General features: G+C 66.5%; 15 protein-coding genes and 1 tRNA gene. 9 read left to right on the forward strand and 7 right to left on the reverse strand.

Annotated elements, in window-relative coordinates; genetic code table 11:
• Positions 1–144 precede the first annotated feature (144 nt).
• The 6 genes from V9K91_RS13500 (at position 145) to V9K91_RS13525 (ending at position 6,240) form a co-directional block, all read left to right on the forward strand.
• Positions 145–387, forward strand: a complete 243-nt coding sequence (locus tag V9K91_RS13500) for a hypothetical protein (protein ID WP_336443378.1) — start codon at positions 145–147, stop codon at positions 385–387.
• Positions 388–409: 22 nt separating this feature from the next.
• Entirely contained in the window at positions 410–922 is a 513-nt protein-coding gene (locus V9K91_RS13505; protein ID WP_210132350.1) for a DNA-binding protein, read from the forward strand.
• A gap of 150 nt (positions 923–1,072) precedes the next feature.
• Positions 1,073–1,597: a DUF3592 domain-containing protein gene (locus V9K91_RS13510; RefSeq protein ID WP_336443379.1), complete on the forward strand. Its 525-nt coding sequence runs from the start codon at positions 1,073–1,075 to the stop codon at positions 1,595–1,597.
• Positions 1,598–1,687: 90 nt separating this feature from the next.
• On the forward strand, positions 1,688–2,899 hold the full coding sequence (locus V9K91_RS13515) for a helix-turn-helix transcriptional regulator (RefSeq protein ID WP_336443380.1): 1,212 nt from the start codon (positions 1,688–1,690) through the stop codon (positions 2,897–2,899).
• A complete protein-coding gene (locus V9K91_RS13520; protein ID WP_306988933.1) occupies positions 2,896–5,100 on the forward strand; it encodes a hypothetical protein in 2,205 nt (734 codons plus the stop codon). Before V9K91_RS13515 ends, V9K91_RS13520 begins: the two co-directional genes overlap by 4 nt.
• A 114-nt stretch (positions 5,101–5,214) precedes the next feature.
• Complete coding sequence (locus tag V9K91_RS13525) at positions 5,215–6,240, forward strand: aminoglycoside phosphotransferase family protein (RefSeq protein WP_336443381.1); 1,026 nt, start codon at positions 5,215–5,217, stop codon at positions 6,238–6,240.
• 19 nt (positions 6,241–6,259) lie between these two features.
• Here the strand turns inward: V9K91_RS13525 and V9K91_RS13530 are convergent, their stop codons facing one another.
• Genes V9K91_RS13530 through V9K91_RS13560 form a run of 7 tightly spaced genes read right to left on the reverse strand, consistent with a single transcriptional unit; the run spans position 6,260 to position 12,704 of the window.
• The gene (locus V9K91_RS13530) at positions 6,260–7,147 is read right to left on the reverse strand and encodes a DMT family transporter (protein WP_068851364.1); all 888 of its coding nucleotides are present in this window, start codon (positions 7,145–7,147) and stop codon (positions 6,260–6,262) included.
• Positions 7,148–7,179: 32 nt separating this feature from the next.
• Positions 7,180–8,229 (reverse strand): UDP-N-acetylmuramate dehydrogenase, encoded by a 1,050-nt coding sequence (gene murB / locus V9K91_RS13535; RefSeq protein WP_336443382.1) that lies wholly within the window; start codon positions 8,227–8,229, stop codon positions 7,180–7,182.
• On the reverse strand, positions 8,226–9,281 hold the full coding sequence (locus tag V9K91_RS13540; protein WP_336443383.1) for a quinone-dependent dihydroorotate dehydrogenase: 1,056 nt from the start codon (positions 9,279–9,281) through the stop codon (positions 8,226–8,228). The genes murB and V9K91_RS13540 overlap by 4 nt, the downstream gene beginning before the upstream one ends.
• Positions 9,282–9,290: 9 nt before the next feature.
• Positions 9,291–10,061, reverse strand: a complete 771-nt coding sequence (locus tag V9K91_RS13545) for a class I SAM-dependent methyltransferase (RefSeq protein WP_336443384.1) — start codon at positions 10,059–10,061, stop codon at positions 9,291–9,293.
• Between the two features lie 7 nt (positions 10,062–10,068).
• Positions 10,069–10,353 (reverse strand): DUF4190 domain-containing protein, encoded by a 285-nt coding sequence (locus V9K91_RS13550; RefSeq protein ID WP_336443385.1) that lies wholly within the window; start codon positions 10,351–10,353, stop codon positions 10,069–10,071.
• A gap of 51 nt (positions 10,354–10,404) precedes the next feature.
• Positions 10,405–11,172: an SDR family oxidoreductase gene (locus V9K91_RS13555; protein ID WP_095364602.1), complete on the reverse strand. Its 768-nt coding sequence runs from the start codon at positions 11,170–11,172 to the stop codon at positions 10,405–10,407.
• A complete protein-coding gene (locus V9K91_RS13560; RefSeq protein WP_095364601.1) occupies positions 11,172–12,704 on the reverse strand; it encodes an aldehyde dehydrogenase family protein in 1,533 nt (510 codons plus the stop codon). Before V9K91_RS13560 ends, V9K91_RS13555 begins: the two co-directional genes overlap by 1 nt.
• A gap of 179 nt (positions 12,705–12,883) precedes the next feature.
• Here V9K91_RS13560 and kdsA point away from each other — a divergent pair, with 179 nt between their 5' ends.
• The 3 genes from kdsA (at position 12,884) to V9K91_RS13575 (ending at position 14,983) form a co-directional block, all read left to right on the forward strand.
• A complete protein-coding gene (kdsA, locus tag V9K91_RS13565) occupies positions 12,884–13,729 on the forward strand; it encodes a 3-deoxy-8-phosphooctulonate synthase (protein ID WP_184123810.1) in 846 nt (281 codons plus the stop codon).
• A gap of 124 nt (positions 13,730–13,853) precedes the next feature.
• Positions 13,854–13,930, forward strand: a tRNA-Arg gene (locus V9K91_RS13570).
• Between the two features lie 117 nt (positions 13,931–14,047).
• Positions 14,048–14,983, forward strand: a complete 936-nt coding sequence (locus V9K91_RS13575; protein WP_337308193.1) for a DUF2971 domain-containing protein — start codon at positions 14,048–14,050, stop codon at positions 14,981–14,983.

Here is a 14,983-nt window from a genome sequence, read left to right on the forward strand (position 1 = left end):
TAAAGGTGCGGTACTCCACACATTCTTCACATGGCGGTGGAAGGAGGCCGACCAGCAAAGCACGATCAGGACACCTGTTCACGGAAGAGGGTAATGGTTGTCAGTTGACAACTGTTGCCCGCACCACCACACTGGAGCCGTCCGATGGCAAGACCGAAGCATCCAAAGCGGGAAGTAGAAGCTGCCATCGCGCACGCCGAACTGATGGGTTGGCGGGTAGTAGTTGGCGGGAGCCATGCATGGGGGCGCATCTACTGCCCCTTCAACGACAAGGACTGCCGCTGTGGTGAATTCTGCATTTCCAGCATCTGGAGTACGCCGAAAAATCCAGGCAACCACGCAGAAGCATTGCGTCGCGTCGTAAACAACTGCGCGAAACGCAGGTGATCAATGTCCGAGGAGCAGGATCATGGAGTACATCTTCACCCTGAAATACCAGTTGCCAGACGCCCATGGCGACCTGCAGGCGCTGGTTGAACAGCTCGGGGAGCAGGGGTGCGATGACGCCCTGGTCGGCACCGGATTGCCAGGCCGCATCGCGCTGGAGTTCACGCGTGAGGCCGGGAATGCTGACGCTGCGGTGCGCAGTGCGCTTGACGATGTGCGGCGTGCCCTGCCAGGCGCGACCCTGATCGAGGTGACGCCCGATCTGGTCGGCCTCACCGACGTCGCTGCCCTGGTCGGGGTGTCGCGGCAGAACATGCGGAAACTGATGCTGTCCCATCCAGACAGTTTTCCCCTCCCCGTACACGACGGCAGCACCTCGATCTGGCACCTGGCCGATGTCCTTGCCTGGCTGCAGGCACGCGGTGGCTATGCGTTGACCGAAGGCCTTGTGGAGGTTGCCCGGGCAGCGCTTGAAGTGAATGTCGCCAAGGAAGGGATGCGGCTTTCCCGGTCGAATCCTGCCGGAGCGAACTGAGCGCCTGCCTGCCTTGACGAATCGTCAAGTGGTGCAGGCCGCGACTTGACGGGCTGCTGGTTCATGCATGGCCGCGCTTTCCCCAGACTGGTTCACGAAGTCACAGCCACCCGGCTGTCGACGCAGTCGAACCATCAAGGGGAAAACCAGATGATCAGCATTCCAGTTTCAGACACCTCGCACGCCCGCCTGTCCCGCGTTTCGCGGTGGCTGTGCAGCATCGGCTACGCCTTCCTTGCAGTGTTCTTTGCCTGGTCGGCCCTGAGCGGACACCGCCAGGCCGAAGCCATCCTCAAGGATGCGGTGACCGTGCAGGCACCGGTACAGGTCGACCACATCGAGGAAAAGCGCCGCAAGGGGCGGGTGTCCTACCAGTACCACTTCCGCTACGACTTCAGCGTTGATGGCGTTCAGTACACCGGCCACTTCTCCACCTCCGAGGACAACGCCACGCCGTACCTGGGCGAAGCGCCGCAGGTCGACGTGGCTTACGCACGCAGCAACCCCGCGCAGTTCGACCGGCTTGATCGGCTCGAAGGCCAGAAAGGGCTGGGTTCGGTACTGGGCCGGGTGATCGTGGCGCTGGGCATGCTGGCGATCCTGGCCTTCGTGGTGCACCTGCTGGTGACGCGCAAGCTGTTCGTGCGCCAGGCCCCTGCGCTTCCTGCGGTCTGAGCCGGCGGCAGGCAGGGGAGCGCAGGCATGGTTGACAGTCCATACGGTCACGGTAGGGTGTGCGACTCTCTTCCGTTCTGGTCGTTTCCCATGCCTGCCCCTGAGTTCGCGGACCTGCTGTCTCGACACATGCGGCGGATCCGGGCCAGTGCCGGCGGCGTGGCCGCCGAGATCGGCATCAGCCGCGAGGCGGTCAACAACTGGCGGGCCGGCACCTCGCGGCCCAGCCGCCGGCACCGCGACCGGGTACTGGCCTGCGCCAATTACCTGCGCCTGACCGAAACCGAATGCAATGCATTGCTGCAGTCGGTGGGGTTCGAGCCGGAATTCCCGGTGGAGCCGGTCTCGGCACGGGAAGAGCAGGCCGATCCCGCCGTTTCAGTGCCGCCCACCGTCACCCGGTTGTTCGACCGGCTGCAGTTGCTGCGCCCGTATCCGGTGAGCCTGCTGTTGACCCAGGCCCATTGGGGGCAGCCCCCGGAGCGCGCGGCGATTCTCGCTGAAGCAGCCACACGCTATGGGCAGGAGCGCGTGCTGCACCTGCAGCCGCCGTTCCGCTCCGGCGAGGGCGACCAGGACTACTTTGCCTTGCTGGCCGCGCAGTGCGGGCTGGACGGCGTGGGCTCGGATGCCAGTTTCGAGATGGCGCTGGCGCGTCGGCTGCAGCAGCCCGGTGCGCTGTTCTGCCTGGTGAGCCGGTTCGAGCAGGGGGAGTCCGGGCCGCGCGACGTGCTGGCCGGCATCCTGCGCAGCCTCAGCGAAATGTACAGCGGCAAGCTGCACCTGCTGATCTGTGGCGGGGCCGCGCTGGCCGACCTGAAGTACCAGGGCGGCGATCTTTCGCTGCTCAACATCGCGGCCAGCGAGAGCTGGCCGGAGCTGGGAATCGAGGACATGCGGCGCAGTGCCCCTGGCATTGGCGATGACACGCTGTCGCGCGCGCTGCGGTTGTCCGGCGGGCATCCGCTGTTGGCGCAGGCGGCGTTGACGTTGCTCGTTGACACCACTCTCGACGATGAGGCGGTCACCGATACGCTGTCCAGCCATCCGCGCCTGTGGGAAGGGCTGGTACCGCTGTTGCGGGATGACGCGGCGCGTGCCGCCGTGCAGGGCTGGCTGGCACAGCCGGTGGTGGCACCGGCCCGGCCGTACCTGGCTGATCCGCTGCTTCGCCATCTGTACTGGAACAACCTGCTGACCGCGCGCCCGCAACCGCAGGGGCACTGCCTGGAATGGCGCTGCGAGGCGATCCGCCGCGCCGTGCGGCAGGTGATCGATGGCATGCAGGTGCAGACCGCATGAGCAGGCCACCGCGCCGGCAGCCGGTACTGCGCTGGTGGTGGCTGCTGCTGGTGGCCGGCCTGACGTGGTTCGTCGGCAGCTACCTGTTCGTGCCCTGGCTCAACCCGGTGCAGCTGCTGCGCATGCAGCGCGACGGCGAAAGCATGATGCTCATGCAGCGGGCGAACATCGACATGATGTTCCTGCGCGAAGAGGCGTTGTCGTACTGGCTGCAGCATGAAACCTGGCCGCAGCAGGTACACGTGCCGGGCGTGCATGATCCGGAAGAAACGCTGGTGGTTGCCGAACTGCCGCAGCCGTTCGTGCTGCGCCTGCGCTTCACCGACCGCTTCCCGGCCAACAGCGGACTGCGCGGTGCGGTGATCGAGCAGACGCTGGAGCCGCGCACCCAGTACTGGCGTTGCCGCCCTGGCGATCCTGCGCCACCGTCCCGCTGGCTACCGGCCAACTGCCGGGCGCAGGTACCGTGGGGCATCGTGCAGTGGCTGTCGGTGGTGCTGGGGCTGTCGGTGCTGGGCCTGGCCGGGCTTGGCATGCTCTGGTACTGGGTGCGACCGGCGGTGGCCGACATCGTGCGCGAGCCACAACGGCTGCTTGCCCAGCCGTTGCAGGCATTGCCCGCCATCGACCGCCAGCTGGGATGGCTGCGGCTCAAAGATCGGGTCCTCGCCGGTGCCGGGATCGCCACGGTGCGCTGGCGCGATGCGCTGCGCCACCTGCAGGCCACCCCAACCACACGCGCGTTGCAGCTGGCCGCGCGCATCGGTGCGATCGATGCGCCGGCAACGGGTTGGGCGCTCACCGGCCTGGTGCGCGAATGGACCCTGCCGGACAAGCTGCCGTTGGCCCTGGAACGGCTGTGGCTGTACCAGCCCGATCCGGCGTTGGCGGCCGATGCCATCGTGCAGCAGTTGCGCGCCATGCCCAACGGGCAGGACGTGGTGCTGGTGGTGAGCCCATCGCTGGCGGTCGAGGCCGAACTGGCTGCCTACGCCGAGGATCCGGCCAACCTGTGCGTGTGCCTTGGCCAGGCCGCCCAGACCCGCTGGCTGCTGCAGCCGGGCGCGCTGGACGCGCTGGTCGGGCTGCTGGCGCGGCAGCTCCGGGTGACCCGCATCTCGCCCTACCAGACCCACGGCGGCATCACCCGTCCGGCGGCCTTCTTTGGACGCGAGTCGCTGCTGGCGCGCGTGCTCAACCGCGAGCCCGGCAACTACCTGTTGGTGGGCGGTCGGCAGCTGGGCAAGACCAGTTTGATGAAGGCCATCGAGCGGCGCTTTGTCGGCCACCCGCGCGTGCACTGTGTGTACCTGTCGCTGCGCGATCATCGGCTGACAATGCGGCTGGCGCTGGAACTGGGTCTGGCCGAGGACACCGGGATCGATGCGCTGGTCGCCGAGTTGTCCGCGCGGGCGGCGGGGCGCGGCCTGCTGCTGCTGATCGACGAGACCGACCTGTTCCTGCGCGCGGAAGCGGCACAGGGCTACCCGCAGCTGGCGGCGCTGCGCGCGCTGAGCGAAGAGGGACGCTGCCACTTCATGCTGGCCGGGTTCTGGGACCTGTACGAAGCGGTCACCCTGGATTTCGCCTCGCCGTTGCGCAACTTCGGCGAAGTGATCCATATCGGTGGGCTGGAACAGGACGCCTGCGTGGCCTTGGCGACCGAACCGATGGCGCGCCTGGGCGTGCACTTCGCCAGCCCGGACCTGCCGCAGCGGCTGGTGGCGGCGTGTGGTCGCCGCGCCAACCTGGTCGCCATTGCCTGCCAGCAGCTGCTTGGCCAGCTGGACCGTGGCCAGCGCGTACTGGATGCAACGCAGGTACACGCGGCGCTGGTGAGCGAGCCGATGTTCGATGCATTGGCCGGCTGGGCGCGGCTGAGTCCCGATCCCCTGGCGTGCCGTATCGACCGCATCGTGGTGTACCAGGTCGCCGGTGCGCAGCTGGTCGGCAGCGGCGAGCGTGGCATCACCCTGGTGGAACTATTGGCTGCATTCGATGCGGCGGGTGCGCGGGTCGATCCGGAGCAGGTCCGCCACGCCCTGGCACGGTTGCAGCTGGCGTATGTGGTTCGCCGTGACGCCGATGGGTTGCCCTACGTGTTTGCGGTGCCGGTGTTCGTTACCCAGTTCCAGCGTGAAGAAGTGCAGGCACTGCTGCAGCGCGAACTGCAGGCGCTTGCGGCGGGCGCGGCGGTATGACTCCCGTATCAATATAACGAATGAGAGATTACGTCTCTTCGTGACGCATTTCCCTGTGTGTATCGACGCGATTCTGGGATAGTGGTGCGATGTTCGTGCGCCACGGCGGAGTTGATGCTGCATCCACAGGATTTGTCTTCGTCGCAGATCGGCGCCGTGCTGGCCCAGGCCTACGGCCTGCAGGTCAGCCACGTCATGCAGCGGCCGGCGGGTGCCGATGCGGGCGCCACGGTATACCAGGTGACCTCCGAAGACGGCACGCGCTGGTGGTTGAAGTGCCGCCGCTATGCCGTGGCCGATGCCGTGTGGGAGGTCATGCAGCATTTGCGCTGCGCGCTCGGCCTGGACGAGGTGGTGGACCCGCAGCCCGCGCTTGATGGTGCCCCGGCCACGTACGCCGAGGGCCTGCAGTGGACGCTGTTTGCCTATGTGGAGGGCGAGTCGGGGTTCGAAGTGGCCCTGTCGCAGGCGCAGTGGCACCGGCTGGGCCAGGTGTTGCGCCAGGTGCATGACACCGCGTTGCCGGCCCGGTTGGCGTCCGGTCTTGCGCAACCGGGGTTCGACGATGACACGGCGGTGGAGCGGGTGGGGTCGTGGCTGCAGCGCGGTGATGAGCGTTGGCCCATTCCCGATGCCCTGGCGGAGGAATACCGACGGGTCTGGCGGCAGCGGCAGGCGCGGGTGGTCGAGGTTTGGCAGCACTGCATGGCGCTGCGTGAGCGCCTTGCCGGGCAGCGCTGGTCACGGGGGTTGTGCCATGGCGACCTGCACGCCGGCAACCTGTTGCTGCGCGCCGATGGCGGGCTGCACCTGATCGACTGGGACGACATGGTGCTGGCGCCACGTGAGCGCGACCTGATGTTCGTCGGCGCAGGCGTGGGCGGTCGCTGGGGACGCGATGATCCGCCGCGGTTCCGCGAAGGCTATGGCGCCGTGGCGTTGGATCCGGTCCGGCTGGCGTACTACCGCCACTGGCGGATCCTGCACGACCTGCAGGAGTTCCACGACCTGCTGCTCGAGCCGGGTGCGGCCTCGCGTCCGCCCAGCCAGCGCCGCCAGGCGTTGCGTTTCATGGAGGAGCAGTTCGCGCCGGGCAACGTGATCGATGCGGCTGCCCGCAGTTGGGCTGCCGTGGCGTAGCGCGGGGCGTCGACCGTGCTTACTCGCCCGGCTTGGCGCCGGCCGTAGCGGCTTCGGATGCCGCGCGCCGCACCAGTACCGCCTCGCGGTGCGCGATGTAGGCATTTGCGGCAAGAATGATGCCCGCCCCGATGACGGTCCAGCGGTCCAGCGTTTCATTGAACAGCAGCCAGCCCAGCAGGCTGACCAGCGGCAGCTGCATGAAGCTGATCGGGGTCAGCGCCGAGACTTCGCCCAACCGCAACGCGCGGGTCCACAACAGCTGGCCCAACGTGCCCAGCACGCCGGTAGCGGCCAGCCAGGCCCACGCAACGCCGCTGGGCCAGACCCAGCCGAACAGGGCAGGCACCAGCGACAGCGGAACCCAGAACACGTAGGTGTAGAACACCACGGTATCGGCCCCGTCCACGCGGGTCAGCTGCTTGATCTGGATGGCAACCAGCGAACTGAGCACGGCGGCCAGCACCGCCACCAGCACGCCCGGGCTGAAGGTGGCGGCGCCGGGGCGAACGATGATCAGGACCCCGATGAAGCCACAGACCACGGCCGCCCAACGGCGCGCGCGTACCTTCTCGCCAAGGAACAGCACGGCTGCGATGGTGACGAACAGGGGCGTGGAGTACGACAGCGAGATCGCCTGCGACATCGGCAGGTGGCCGATGGCCCAGAACGCACAGAGCATCGAGGCCAGCCCGATCAGGCTGCGCACGAAATAGCGGGGCAACTGTGTCGTGCGGAACGGCGAGCTGCCCGGGCGCAACAGGAACGGCAGCAGCGCCAGCAGGCCGAACGCGTTGCGGAAGAACGCCACTTCCTGGGTGGGCACGTAGCGGGTGGCATAGCGGATCGCCACGGCCATCAACCCGAAGGCCAGGGTACTGCCCAGCATCAGCAGCGCCGCACGCATCGGTGTCGGCGCGGGAAGGGCAAGCTGGACGGTCACCACTGCGCGCCGATCAGGCGCGGCTCCGGTTCGATGGGAACGCCGAATTTCTCCAGCACCGAGGCGGAAATGCGCCGCGCCAGCGCGAGCAGTTCGGCACCGGTGGCGTTGCCGTGGTTGACCAGCACCAGGGCATGCTGGGGCGCCACGCCGGCATCGCCTTCGCGGAAGCCTTTCCAGCCGCAGGCTTCGATCATCCAGGCGGCCGAGAGCTTGCGCCGGTCGTCCTGGTCGGCCGGGTACACCGGCAGGCCGGGGAAGTGCTGCAGCAGCACCTCCACCTGTTCCAGCGGCAGTACCGGGTTCTTGAAGAAGCTGCCGGCATTGCCCAGCACATCCGGGTCGGGCAGCTTGCGCCGGCGGATGGCGATCACCGCATTGGCCACGTCGGCGGCCACCGGCAGCTCCACGCCCATCGCCTGCATTTCCTCGGCAATGCCTGCATAGCCCAGGCGCAGGTCATGCAACAGGGGCAGGCGCAGTTCGATGGCGCTGATCAGGTAGCGGTCCGCATCGTGCTTGAAGACGCTGTCGCGGTAACTGAAGGCGCACGCGTCGGCGTCCAGCCGCACCCATTCGTTGTTCTGGCGGTCCCAGGCTTCCACCGCCTGGATGAACTCATCAACCTGCACGCCATAGGCGCCGATGTTCTGGATCGGGGCCGCACCGGCCGTGCCGGGAATCAGTGCCAGGTTCTCCAGCCCGGACAGGCCGTTCTGCAGCGACCACATCACCAGCCCATGCCAGTTCACGCCGGCGCCGGCACGCACCACGGTGTGGTCGGCGCGGTGTTCCAGCACTTCGATCGAGCGGTTGGCGAATACCAGTACAGTGCCGGGCACGTCGTCGGCGATCAGCACGTTGCTGCCGCTGCCCAGTACCAGCAGCGGGTGGCCGGCGACCTGGGGCAGGGCCAGCACATCGGGCAGCAGGGCCGCGTCGTGCAGCTCCAGCAGCTGTTCGGCAACCGCGTCGACGTGGAAGGTGTTGAGGGCCTTCAGTGAGGCGTTTTCGGTCAGTGACCAGGCAGGCATTGCAGTACTCATAGGGGGGCCACCGCGCCACGGCTCGGTGCTTCGCGGCGTCGGCGGATCGCCTCCACGCAGTCGTGCACCAGCGCCGGGCCGCGGAAGATCAGGCCGCTGTAGCACTGCACCAGCGCGGCGCCAGCAGCCATCTTGGCCACGGCATCGGCACCGGACAGGATGCCGCCGACGCCGATCAACGGGGTGGATTCGGGCAGCCGCGCGCGCAGGCGGCGCAGCACCAGGGTGGACTGGCCCAGCAGCGGCGCGCCGGACAGGCCGCCGGCTTCGCTGGCATGCCGGTCGGCGGCAACCGAACTGCGGTCAATGGTGGTGTTGGTGGCGATCACTCCGTCCACCTTCAATTCGCCCAGCACGCGCGCTGCGGCATCGATGTCGCGGTCGCTCAGGTCCGGGGCGACCTTGACCAGCATCGGAACGCGCTTGCCATGCTTGGCCGCCAGCGCTTCCTGGCTTTCGCGCAGCTGCGAGACCAGCTGGCGCAGCGCGGTTTCTTCCTGCAGTTCACGCAGGCCGGCGGTGTTGGGCGAGGAGATGTTGACGGTGATGTAATCGGCCAGCGGGTACACCTTCTGCAGGCAGTGCTGGTAATCGTCGAACGCCTGCTCGTTGGGAGTGTCCTTGTTCTTGCCGATGTTGATGCCAAGCAGGCCGCTGCGGCGCTGCGCGCGTTCAACATTGCGCACCAGTGCATCCACGCCGAGGTTGTTGAAACCCATGCGGTTGATGATCGCCTGGTGGGCGGGCAGCCGGAACAGGCGCGGCTTGGGATTGCCTTCCTGCGGTCGCGGCGTGATGGTGCCGATTTCCACGAACCCGAAGCCCAGCGCGAACAGCGCGTCGATGTGTTCGCCGTTCTTGTCCAGGCCGGCGCCCAGGCCGACCGGGTTGGGGAAGCTCAGCCCGAACACATTGGTCGGCAAGGGGGCCGGACGGCGTGCCAGCAGCGGCGTGGTGCCGGTACGGTAGGCGAGGTCCAGCGCACTCAGGCCCAGGCCATGGGCGCGTTCGGCGTCCAGGGAAAACAGGAAGGGTCGGGCAAGCGAGTACATGGCGTCCAGTCAGTCCAGCGTGCCGATGAAGGCACGGGTTTGGTATTCAAAAGCGATTCTGCCATCGACCGCGTGCGCATCGAACAGCTGCTGCAGCGCCTCCAGCATGGGGGCGTGGCGGGGGTGGCCCGGCGGCGGGGCATAGGACGACGACAGCAGGCGACCGCGCAGGCCGTCGGCATCCATGTACTGCGCGTTCGGGAAGCGGGCGGTGCCGCGCAGGCCCGCGCCGAACCACGCGCGCATGGCATCGTCGTCCTGGTAGCGCTCGGCCACCTGGGTGTAATCGGTGCCGAACTCCAGCAGCAGCTGTTCGTAGCCGACCAGGAACGGCGAGGCGTCAAGCAGGCGCGAGTTCCAGAACACCAGCGCAACGCCCTGCGGGTGCAGGATGCGCTTCCATTCCGTGCGCACCGCATCGGTGTCGAACCAGTGGAAGGCCTGCGCCGCTGCGACCAGGCCGACGCTGTCGTCGGCCAGCGTGGTGGCTTCGGCGGTGCCGTCCACCAGCTTCAGGCGCAGGTACTCGGCGGCCAGCAGCTTCCCGGCCGCCTCGCGCATCGGCGCGTTGGGTTCCACCGCGATCACCGGATGCCCGGTGGCCAGGAACAGGCGTGTGGAGATGCCGGTGCCGGCGCCGATGTCGGCGACCAGGGTTTCGGTGGGCACGCCCATCTCGCCATGCACCCAGTCCAGCAGCGCCGGTGGGTAGTCGGGACGGTAGCGGACGTAATCCGCCACGCGGTTGCTGAAACGTCCGGTTGCGTCCGATCCGCTCATGGGCACCTCACGATTGCAGGGAAACGAACCAGGCCAGCCCGCCGAAGAACAGCACGATGGCCAGCAGCGCCAACAGGCTGCCGATCACCACCACCCAGCCCATGATCAGCCCGGCCAAGGCCAGGCCGTCGCCTTCCACTTCCAGCGGGCGGCGGCGGATTTCGGCGCGGGCCATGTGCCCGGTGACGATGGCGACCACGCTGCCCAGGAAGGGAAGGGCGGTCCAGCCGAGGATGCCGGCGATCAGGCTGATCAGGGCCATGGCGCTGGTTTGGCGGGGCGGGAGGCTCATGCGGCTCCTGGGGGAAGGTGGGACAAGGGAATCATAGGGCCAGCGACGGGTTTATCCCATCAGGACCTGGCCGCCATCGACATTCAAGGTATGCCCGGTGATCCAGCGCGCCATCGGCGAGCACAGGAACAGGGCGGCATCGGCGATTTCCTGCGGCTGCCCGAAGCGCCCGAACGGGATCCTGGCCAGGGTGCCGTGGTAGAGGTCGGGGTCCAGCTCGCGCCGGCGTGCCCACAGCCCGTCCTCGAACTCGATCGAGCCCGGGGCAATGGCGTTCACCCGGATCCGGTGCGGGGCCAGCGCCAGCGCCTGCGAGGTGGTGTAGTGCATCAGTGCGGCCTTGGCGGCGCCATACGGGGCGGCGCCGGGGCGCGGCTGCTGGGCGGCGATCGAGGCCAGGTTGAGGATGCAGGCCTCGGCCGACTGCTTCAGCCAGGGCAGGGCGAGGCGGGAGGCACGCACCGCCGACATCAGGTCGACGCCGAGGCTGGCTTCCCAGCCGGCTTCATCGTCGGTCATGCCGTAGCCGGTGGCGTTGTTGATCAGCACATCGATACCGCCGAGGGCATCGGCGGCACTGGCCAGCCAGTGCTCGATATCGGCCAGGCGCGAAAGATCGGCAACCGCGGTGTGCAGCGACAGTCCTTGGGCAGCGGCGTCATCGCGCAGTGCGGCCAGGCCGGGTTCGCCGCGGGCGCACACCGAGACACGGGCACCGGCGGCGGCAAAGGCCAGCGCCATCGCGCGGCCGATGCCTTTGCTGCCACCGGCCACCAGTACGCGGCGGCCGGTGTAATCCAGGCTGGGGCGTTCAACCATCACAGGTCGAACTTGATGCCCTGGGCCAGCGGCAGCGAATCGGAGTAGTTGATGGTGTTGGTCTGGCGGCGCATGTAGACCTTCCATGCATCCGAACCGGACTCACGGCCACCGCCGGTGTCCTTCTCGCCGCCGAACGCGCCGCCGATTTCCGCACCGGAGGTGCCGATGTTGACGTTGGCGATGCCGCAGTCCGAACCGGCTGCCGACAGGAAACGCTCGGCCACCTTCAGGTTCTGGGTGAAGATCGACGAGGACAGGCCCTGCGGCACGCCGTTCTGCATGTCGATGGCTTCGTCCAGGGTGCTGTACTTCATCACGTACAGGATCGGCGCGAAGGTTTCGTGCTGCACCACTTCGTCGCTGTTCTTCAGCCCGGTGACAATGGCCGGCAGCACGAAGTTGCCGGCGCGGTCGATGCGGGTACCGCCGGTTTCGATGGTGCCGCCGCTGGCCTTGGCCTTTTCGATCGAGGCCAGGAACTGCTGCACGGCGCTGTCGCTGTTGAGCGGGCCCATCAGGTTGGCCGCATCGGTCGGATCGCCGATCTTGCCCTCCACCTGCTTGTACGCCTTGACCAGCGTGGCCAGCACGTTGTCGTAGATCGATTCATGCACGATCAGGCGGCGCGTGGTGGTGCAGCGCTGGCCAGCAGTGCCGACCGCACCGAATACGATGCCCGGGATGGCCAGCTTCAGGTCCGCGCTCTCATCCAGGATGATGGCGTTGTTGCCGCCCAGTTCCAGCAGGCAGCGGCCCAGGCGGTGGGCAACCTTTTCGGCGACCTGGCGGCCGACCTGGGTCGAACCGGTGAAGCTGATCAGCGGCACGCGCTTGTCGGCCACCAGCTTCTGCGACAGCTCGGTGCCGGCGTCGTTGACCAGGAAGAAGATGTCCGGGAAGCCGGCGCCACGCAGTGCTTCGTTGCAGATGCGCATGGACGCGATGGCGGTCAGCGGCGTCTTGTTGGACGGCTTCCACAGGCACACATCACCGCAGATCGCGGCCAGGAACGAGTTCCATGCCCACACGGCGACCGGGAAGTTGAACGCGCTGATGATGCCGACCAGGCCCAGCGGCTGGTACTGCTCGTACATGCGGTGGCCGGGGCGCTCGGAATGCATGGTGTAGCCGTACAGCATGCGGCTCTGGCCTACGGCGAAGTCGGCGATGTCGATCATCTCCTGCACTTCGCCGTCGCCTTCCGGCTTGCTCTTGCCCATTTCCAGCGCAACCAGCGAACCCAGCGCATCCTTGTTGGCGCGCAGTGCTTCGCCGCACAGGCGCACGGCTTCGCCACGGCGCGGGGCCGGGGTGGTGCGCCACACCTTGAAGGCTTCCTGGGCACGGGCCACGATGGTTTCGTAGTCGGCGTCGGTGGTGGCGTGCACCTGGGCGATGGCCTCGCCGGTGGTCGGGTTGACCGAGGTGATCACGCCCGCGCTGGTGGCCGAGGACCACTCGCCGTTGCCGAGGTAGGTGCCAGCGTTGGTCGCGTCGAGGCCGAGCGCCTTGAGCAGGTCAGAGGACATGCAAACTCCTGTTGCGGATCGAAAAGGGCGCAGCCGCTGGCAGGGTGGGGGTGCGGCGTGCAGACCCGCCATTCTATCAGGAGCGTCCCGCCGGCATTGCCGCAGCGCCACACGGCGCCGCCCGCCCGGTCGCGGCGACCGCTAGAATGGACACCATTGTTCGCCCCCCAGGAATCTGAATGAACGTTACCGTTGCAGAAGGCGTGGTCGTCGGGAACCGTCTCCCGTTCGTGCTGTTTGGCGGCCTGAATGTGCTCGAAGACCTCGATTCGACCCTGCACGCGGCCGAACACTTCACCAAGGTCACGGCCAAGCTGGGCATCCCGTACGTGTTCAAGGCCTCGTTCGACAAGGCCAACCGCTCTTCGATCCATTCCTACCGTGGCGTGGGCCTGGACGAAGGGCTGCGCATCTTCGAGGAAGTGAAGCGCCAGCTCGGCGTGCCGGTGATCACCGACGTGCATGAAGTGGCCCAGGCCGCCCCGGTGGCCGAAGTGGTCGACGTGCTGCAGATTCCGGCGTTCCTGGCCCGCCAGACCGACCTGGTGGTGGCCATCGCCCAGACCGGCCGTGCCGTGAACATCAAGAAGCCGCAGTTCCTCAGCCCCACGCAGATCAAGCACATCGTGTCCAAGATCCGCGAAGCCGGCAACGAGAACATCATCCTGTGCGAACGCGGTTCGCAGTTCGGCTACGACAACCTGGTCGTGGACATGCTCGGCTTCCGCGAAATGATTGAATCCACCGGGGGGCTGCCGGCGATCTTCGACGTCACCCACAGCCTGCAGCGCCGCGATGCCGGCAGCGAAGCCTCCGGTGGCCGCCGCCGCCAGGTGGCCGAACTGGCCCGTTCGGGCATGGCACTGGGCCTGGCCGGCCTGTTCCTGGAAGCGCACCGCGACCCGGACCATGCCCGTTGCGACGGCCCCAGCGCGCTGCCGCTGAGCGCGCTGGAACCGTTCCTGGCCCAGATCAAGGCCGTGGACGAGCTGGTCAAGGGCTTCGCGGAGCTGGAAATCCGCTGACCCGGGCGTACCCGCGCGGCGCCATCGGCCTTGGTCCTGCCGCTGAATGTGGGTATCCTTCACCGCTGCACGCACGCAATGTGCGCGCAGCCTGCGGCCAGGCACGCTCGCCTGGCCCGCACATGGCCCCGTAGCTCAGCTGGATAGAGCGTCCCCCTCCTAAGGGGAAGGTCGCCCGTTCGAATCGGGCCGGGGTCACCATAAATCAATGAGTTAAGGCGACGGCACCTGTGGCTCAATGCCATATTTCTGCCCTTTTACGGCATGATTTGGCACAGTTGGCACAGCTAGTTTTTCAACATTGAGGAAGCAGGCAGGATGCTAAGCGACGTTCGCTACGTGCCAACCGCAGGGGCGCTGCTCTATCACTATTGCAGCCCATCAACCTTGCACGCGATCCTTAGCAATAGCACCCTTCGACTTTCCGACATTAGGGAAATGAACGACTCAATGGAGATGGATTGGGGGTTGGAAGCTTTGGACCGCCTGATCGAGGGTCATGCCGGGTTACCACAAGTGCTCGCCGAAAAAGTCGCCTCTGTACGAGCAGACGTTAAGTTTGATTCGATGTGCGTCGCGACTTGCTTTTCCACCAAGTGGGATGTGCTTAGTCAGTGGCGCGCCTATGCGGACAACGGGTCCGGCTTTGCAGTGGGGTTTGACCCGGAGTGTCTAACTGACCTTCCAATCAATTTATTGGAGGTCTGTTATTCAGTCGACAGGCAGGATCAGCTAATTGATGAATTCCTTGATTCGATCGAAGCCGACTACTCTAGGCTTGGGGATGCTGACTACGATCCTGGTCCCCTCTATGAAGTCGCCACCGAGGAACACCCAGATGATGCGACCGACTCGGATCGGTTGATCGCGCGCCAGGTTTCCAAGATTGCGCGGAAAGTTCACCATGCTACTTACGATCTGGCGTCCTTTAAGAGTCCTGCATTCGAGGAAGAGTCAGAGGTGCGCTTGGTGCACATTTTGAAAGTTGATCGAGAGGCGGGAGATGTGGTGTCTCTGTTTTCTAGCTCAGCGGAAGAGGATGCCTGGGTCTCGGGGCGCGATGCTTCGTTAGGGTTTCGCATGAAGGGTTCTGTCCCAGTTTGCTGTCTAGACATTCCGCTGCCGGCCGGAGCGATTAAGGAGATAGTGATAGGCCCGCGTGCAAACGTAAGCGAGTTGGCGATTCGTCGCATGCTAAGTACTGTGGGACACCGAGATGTCACGATTCGCCGCTCCCTCGCCTCATATCGATGA

Origin of the sequence: Stenotrophomonas sp. CCNWLW57 (genome assembly GCF_037203925.1) — a bacterium.
Classification (GTDB): domain Bacteria; phylum Pseudomonadota; class Gammaproteobacteria; order Xanthomonadales; family Xanthomonadaceae; genus Stenotrophomonas; species Stenotrophomonas rhizophila_A.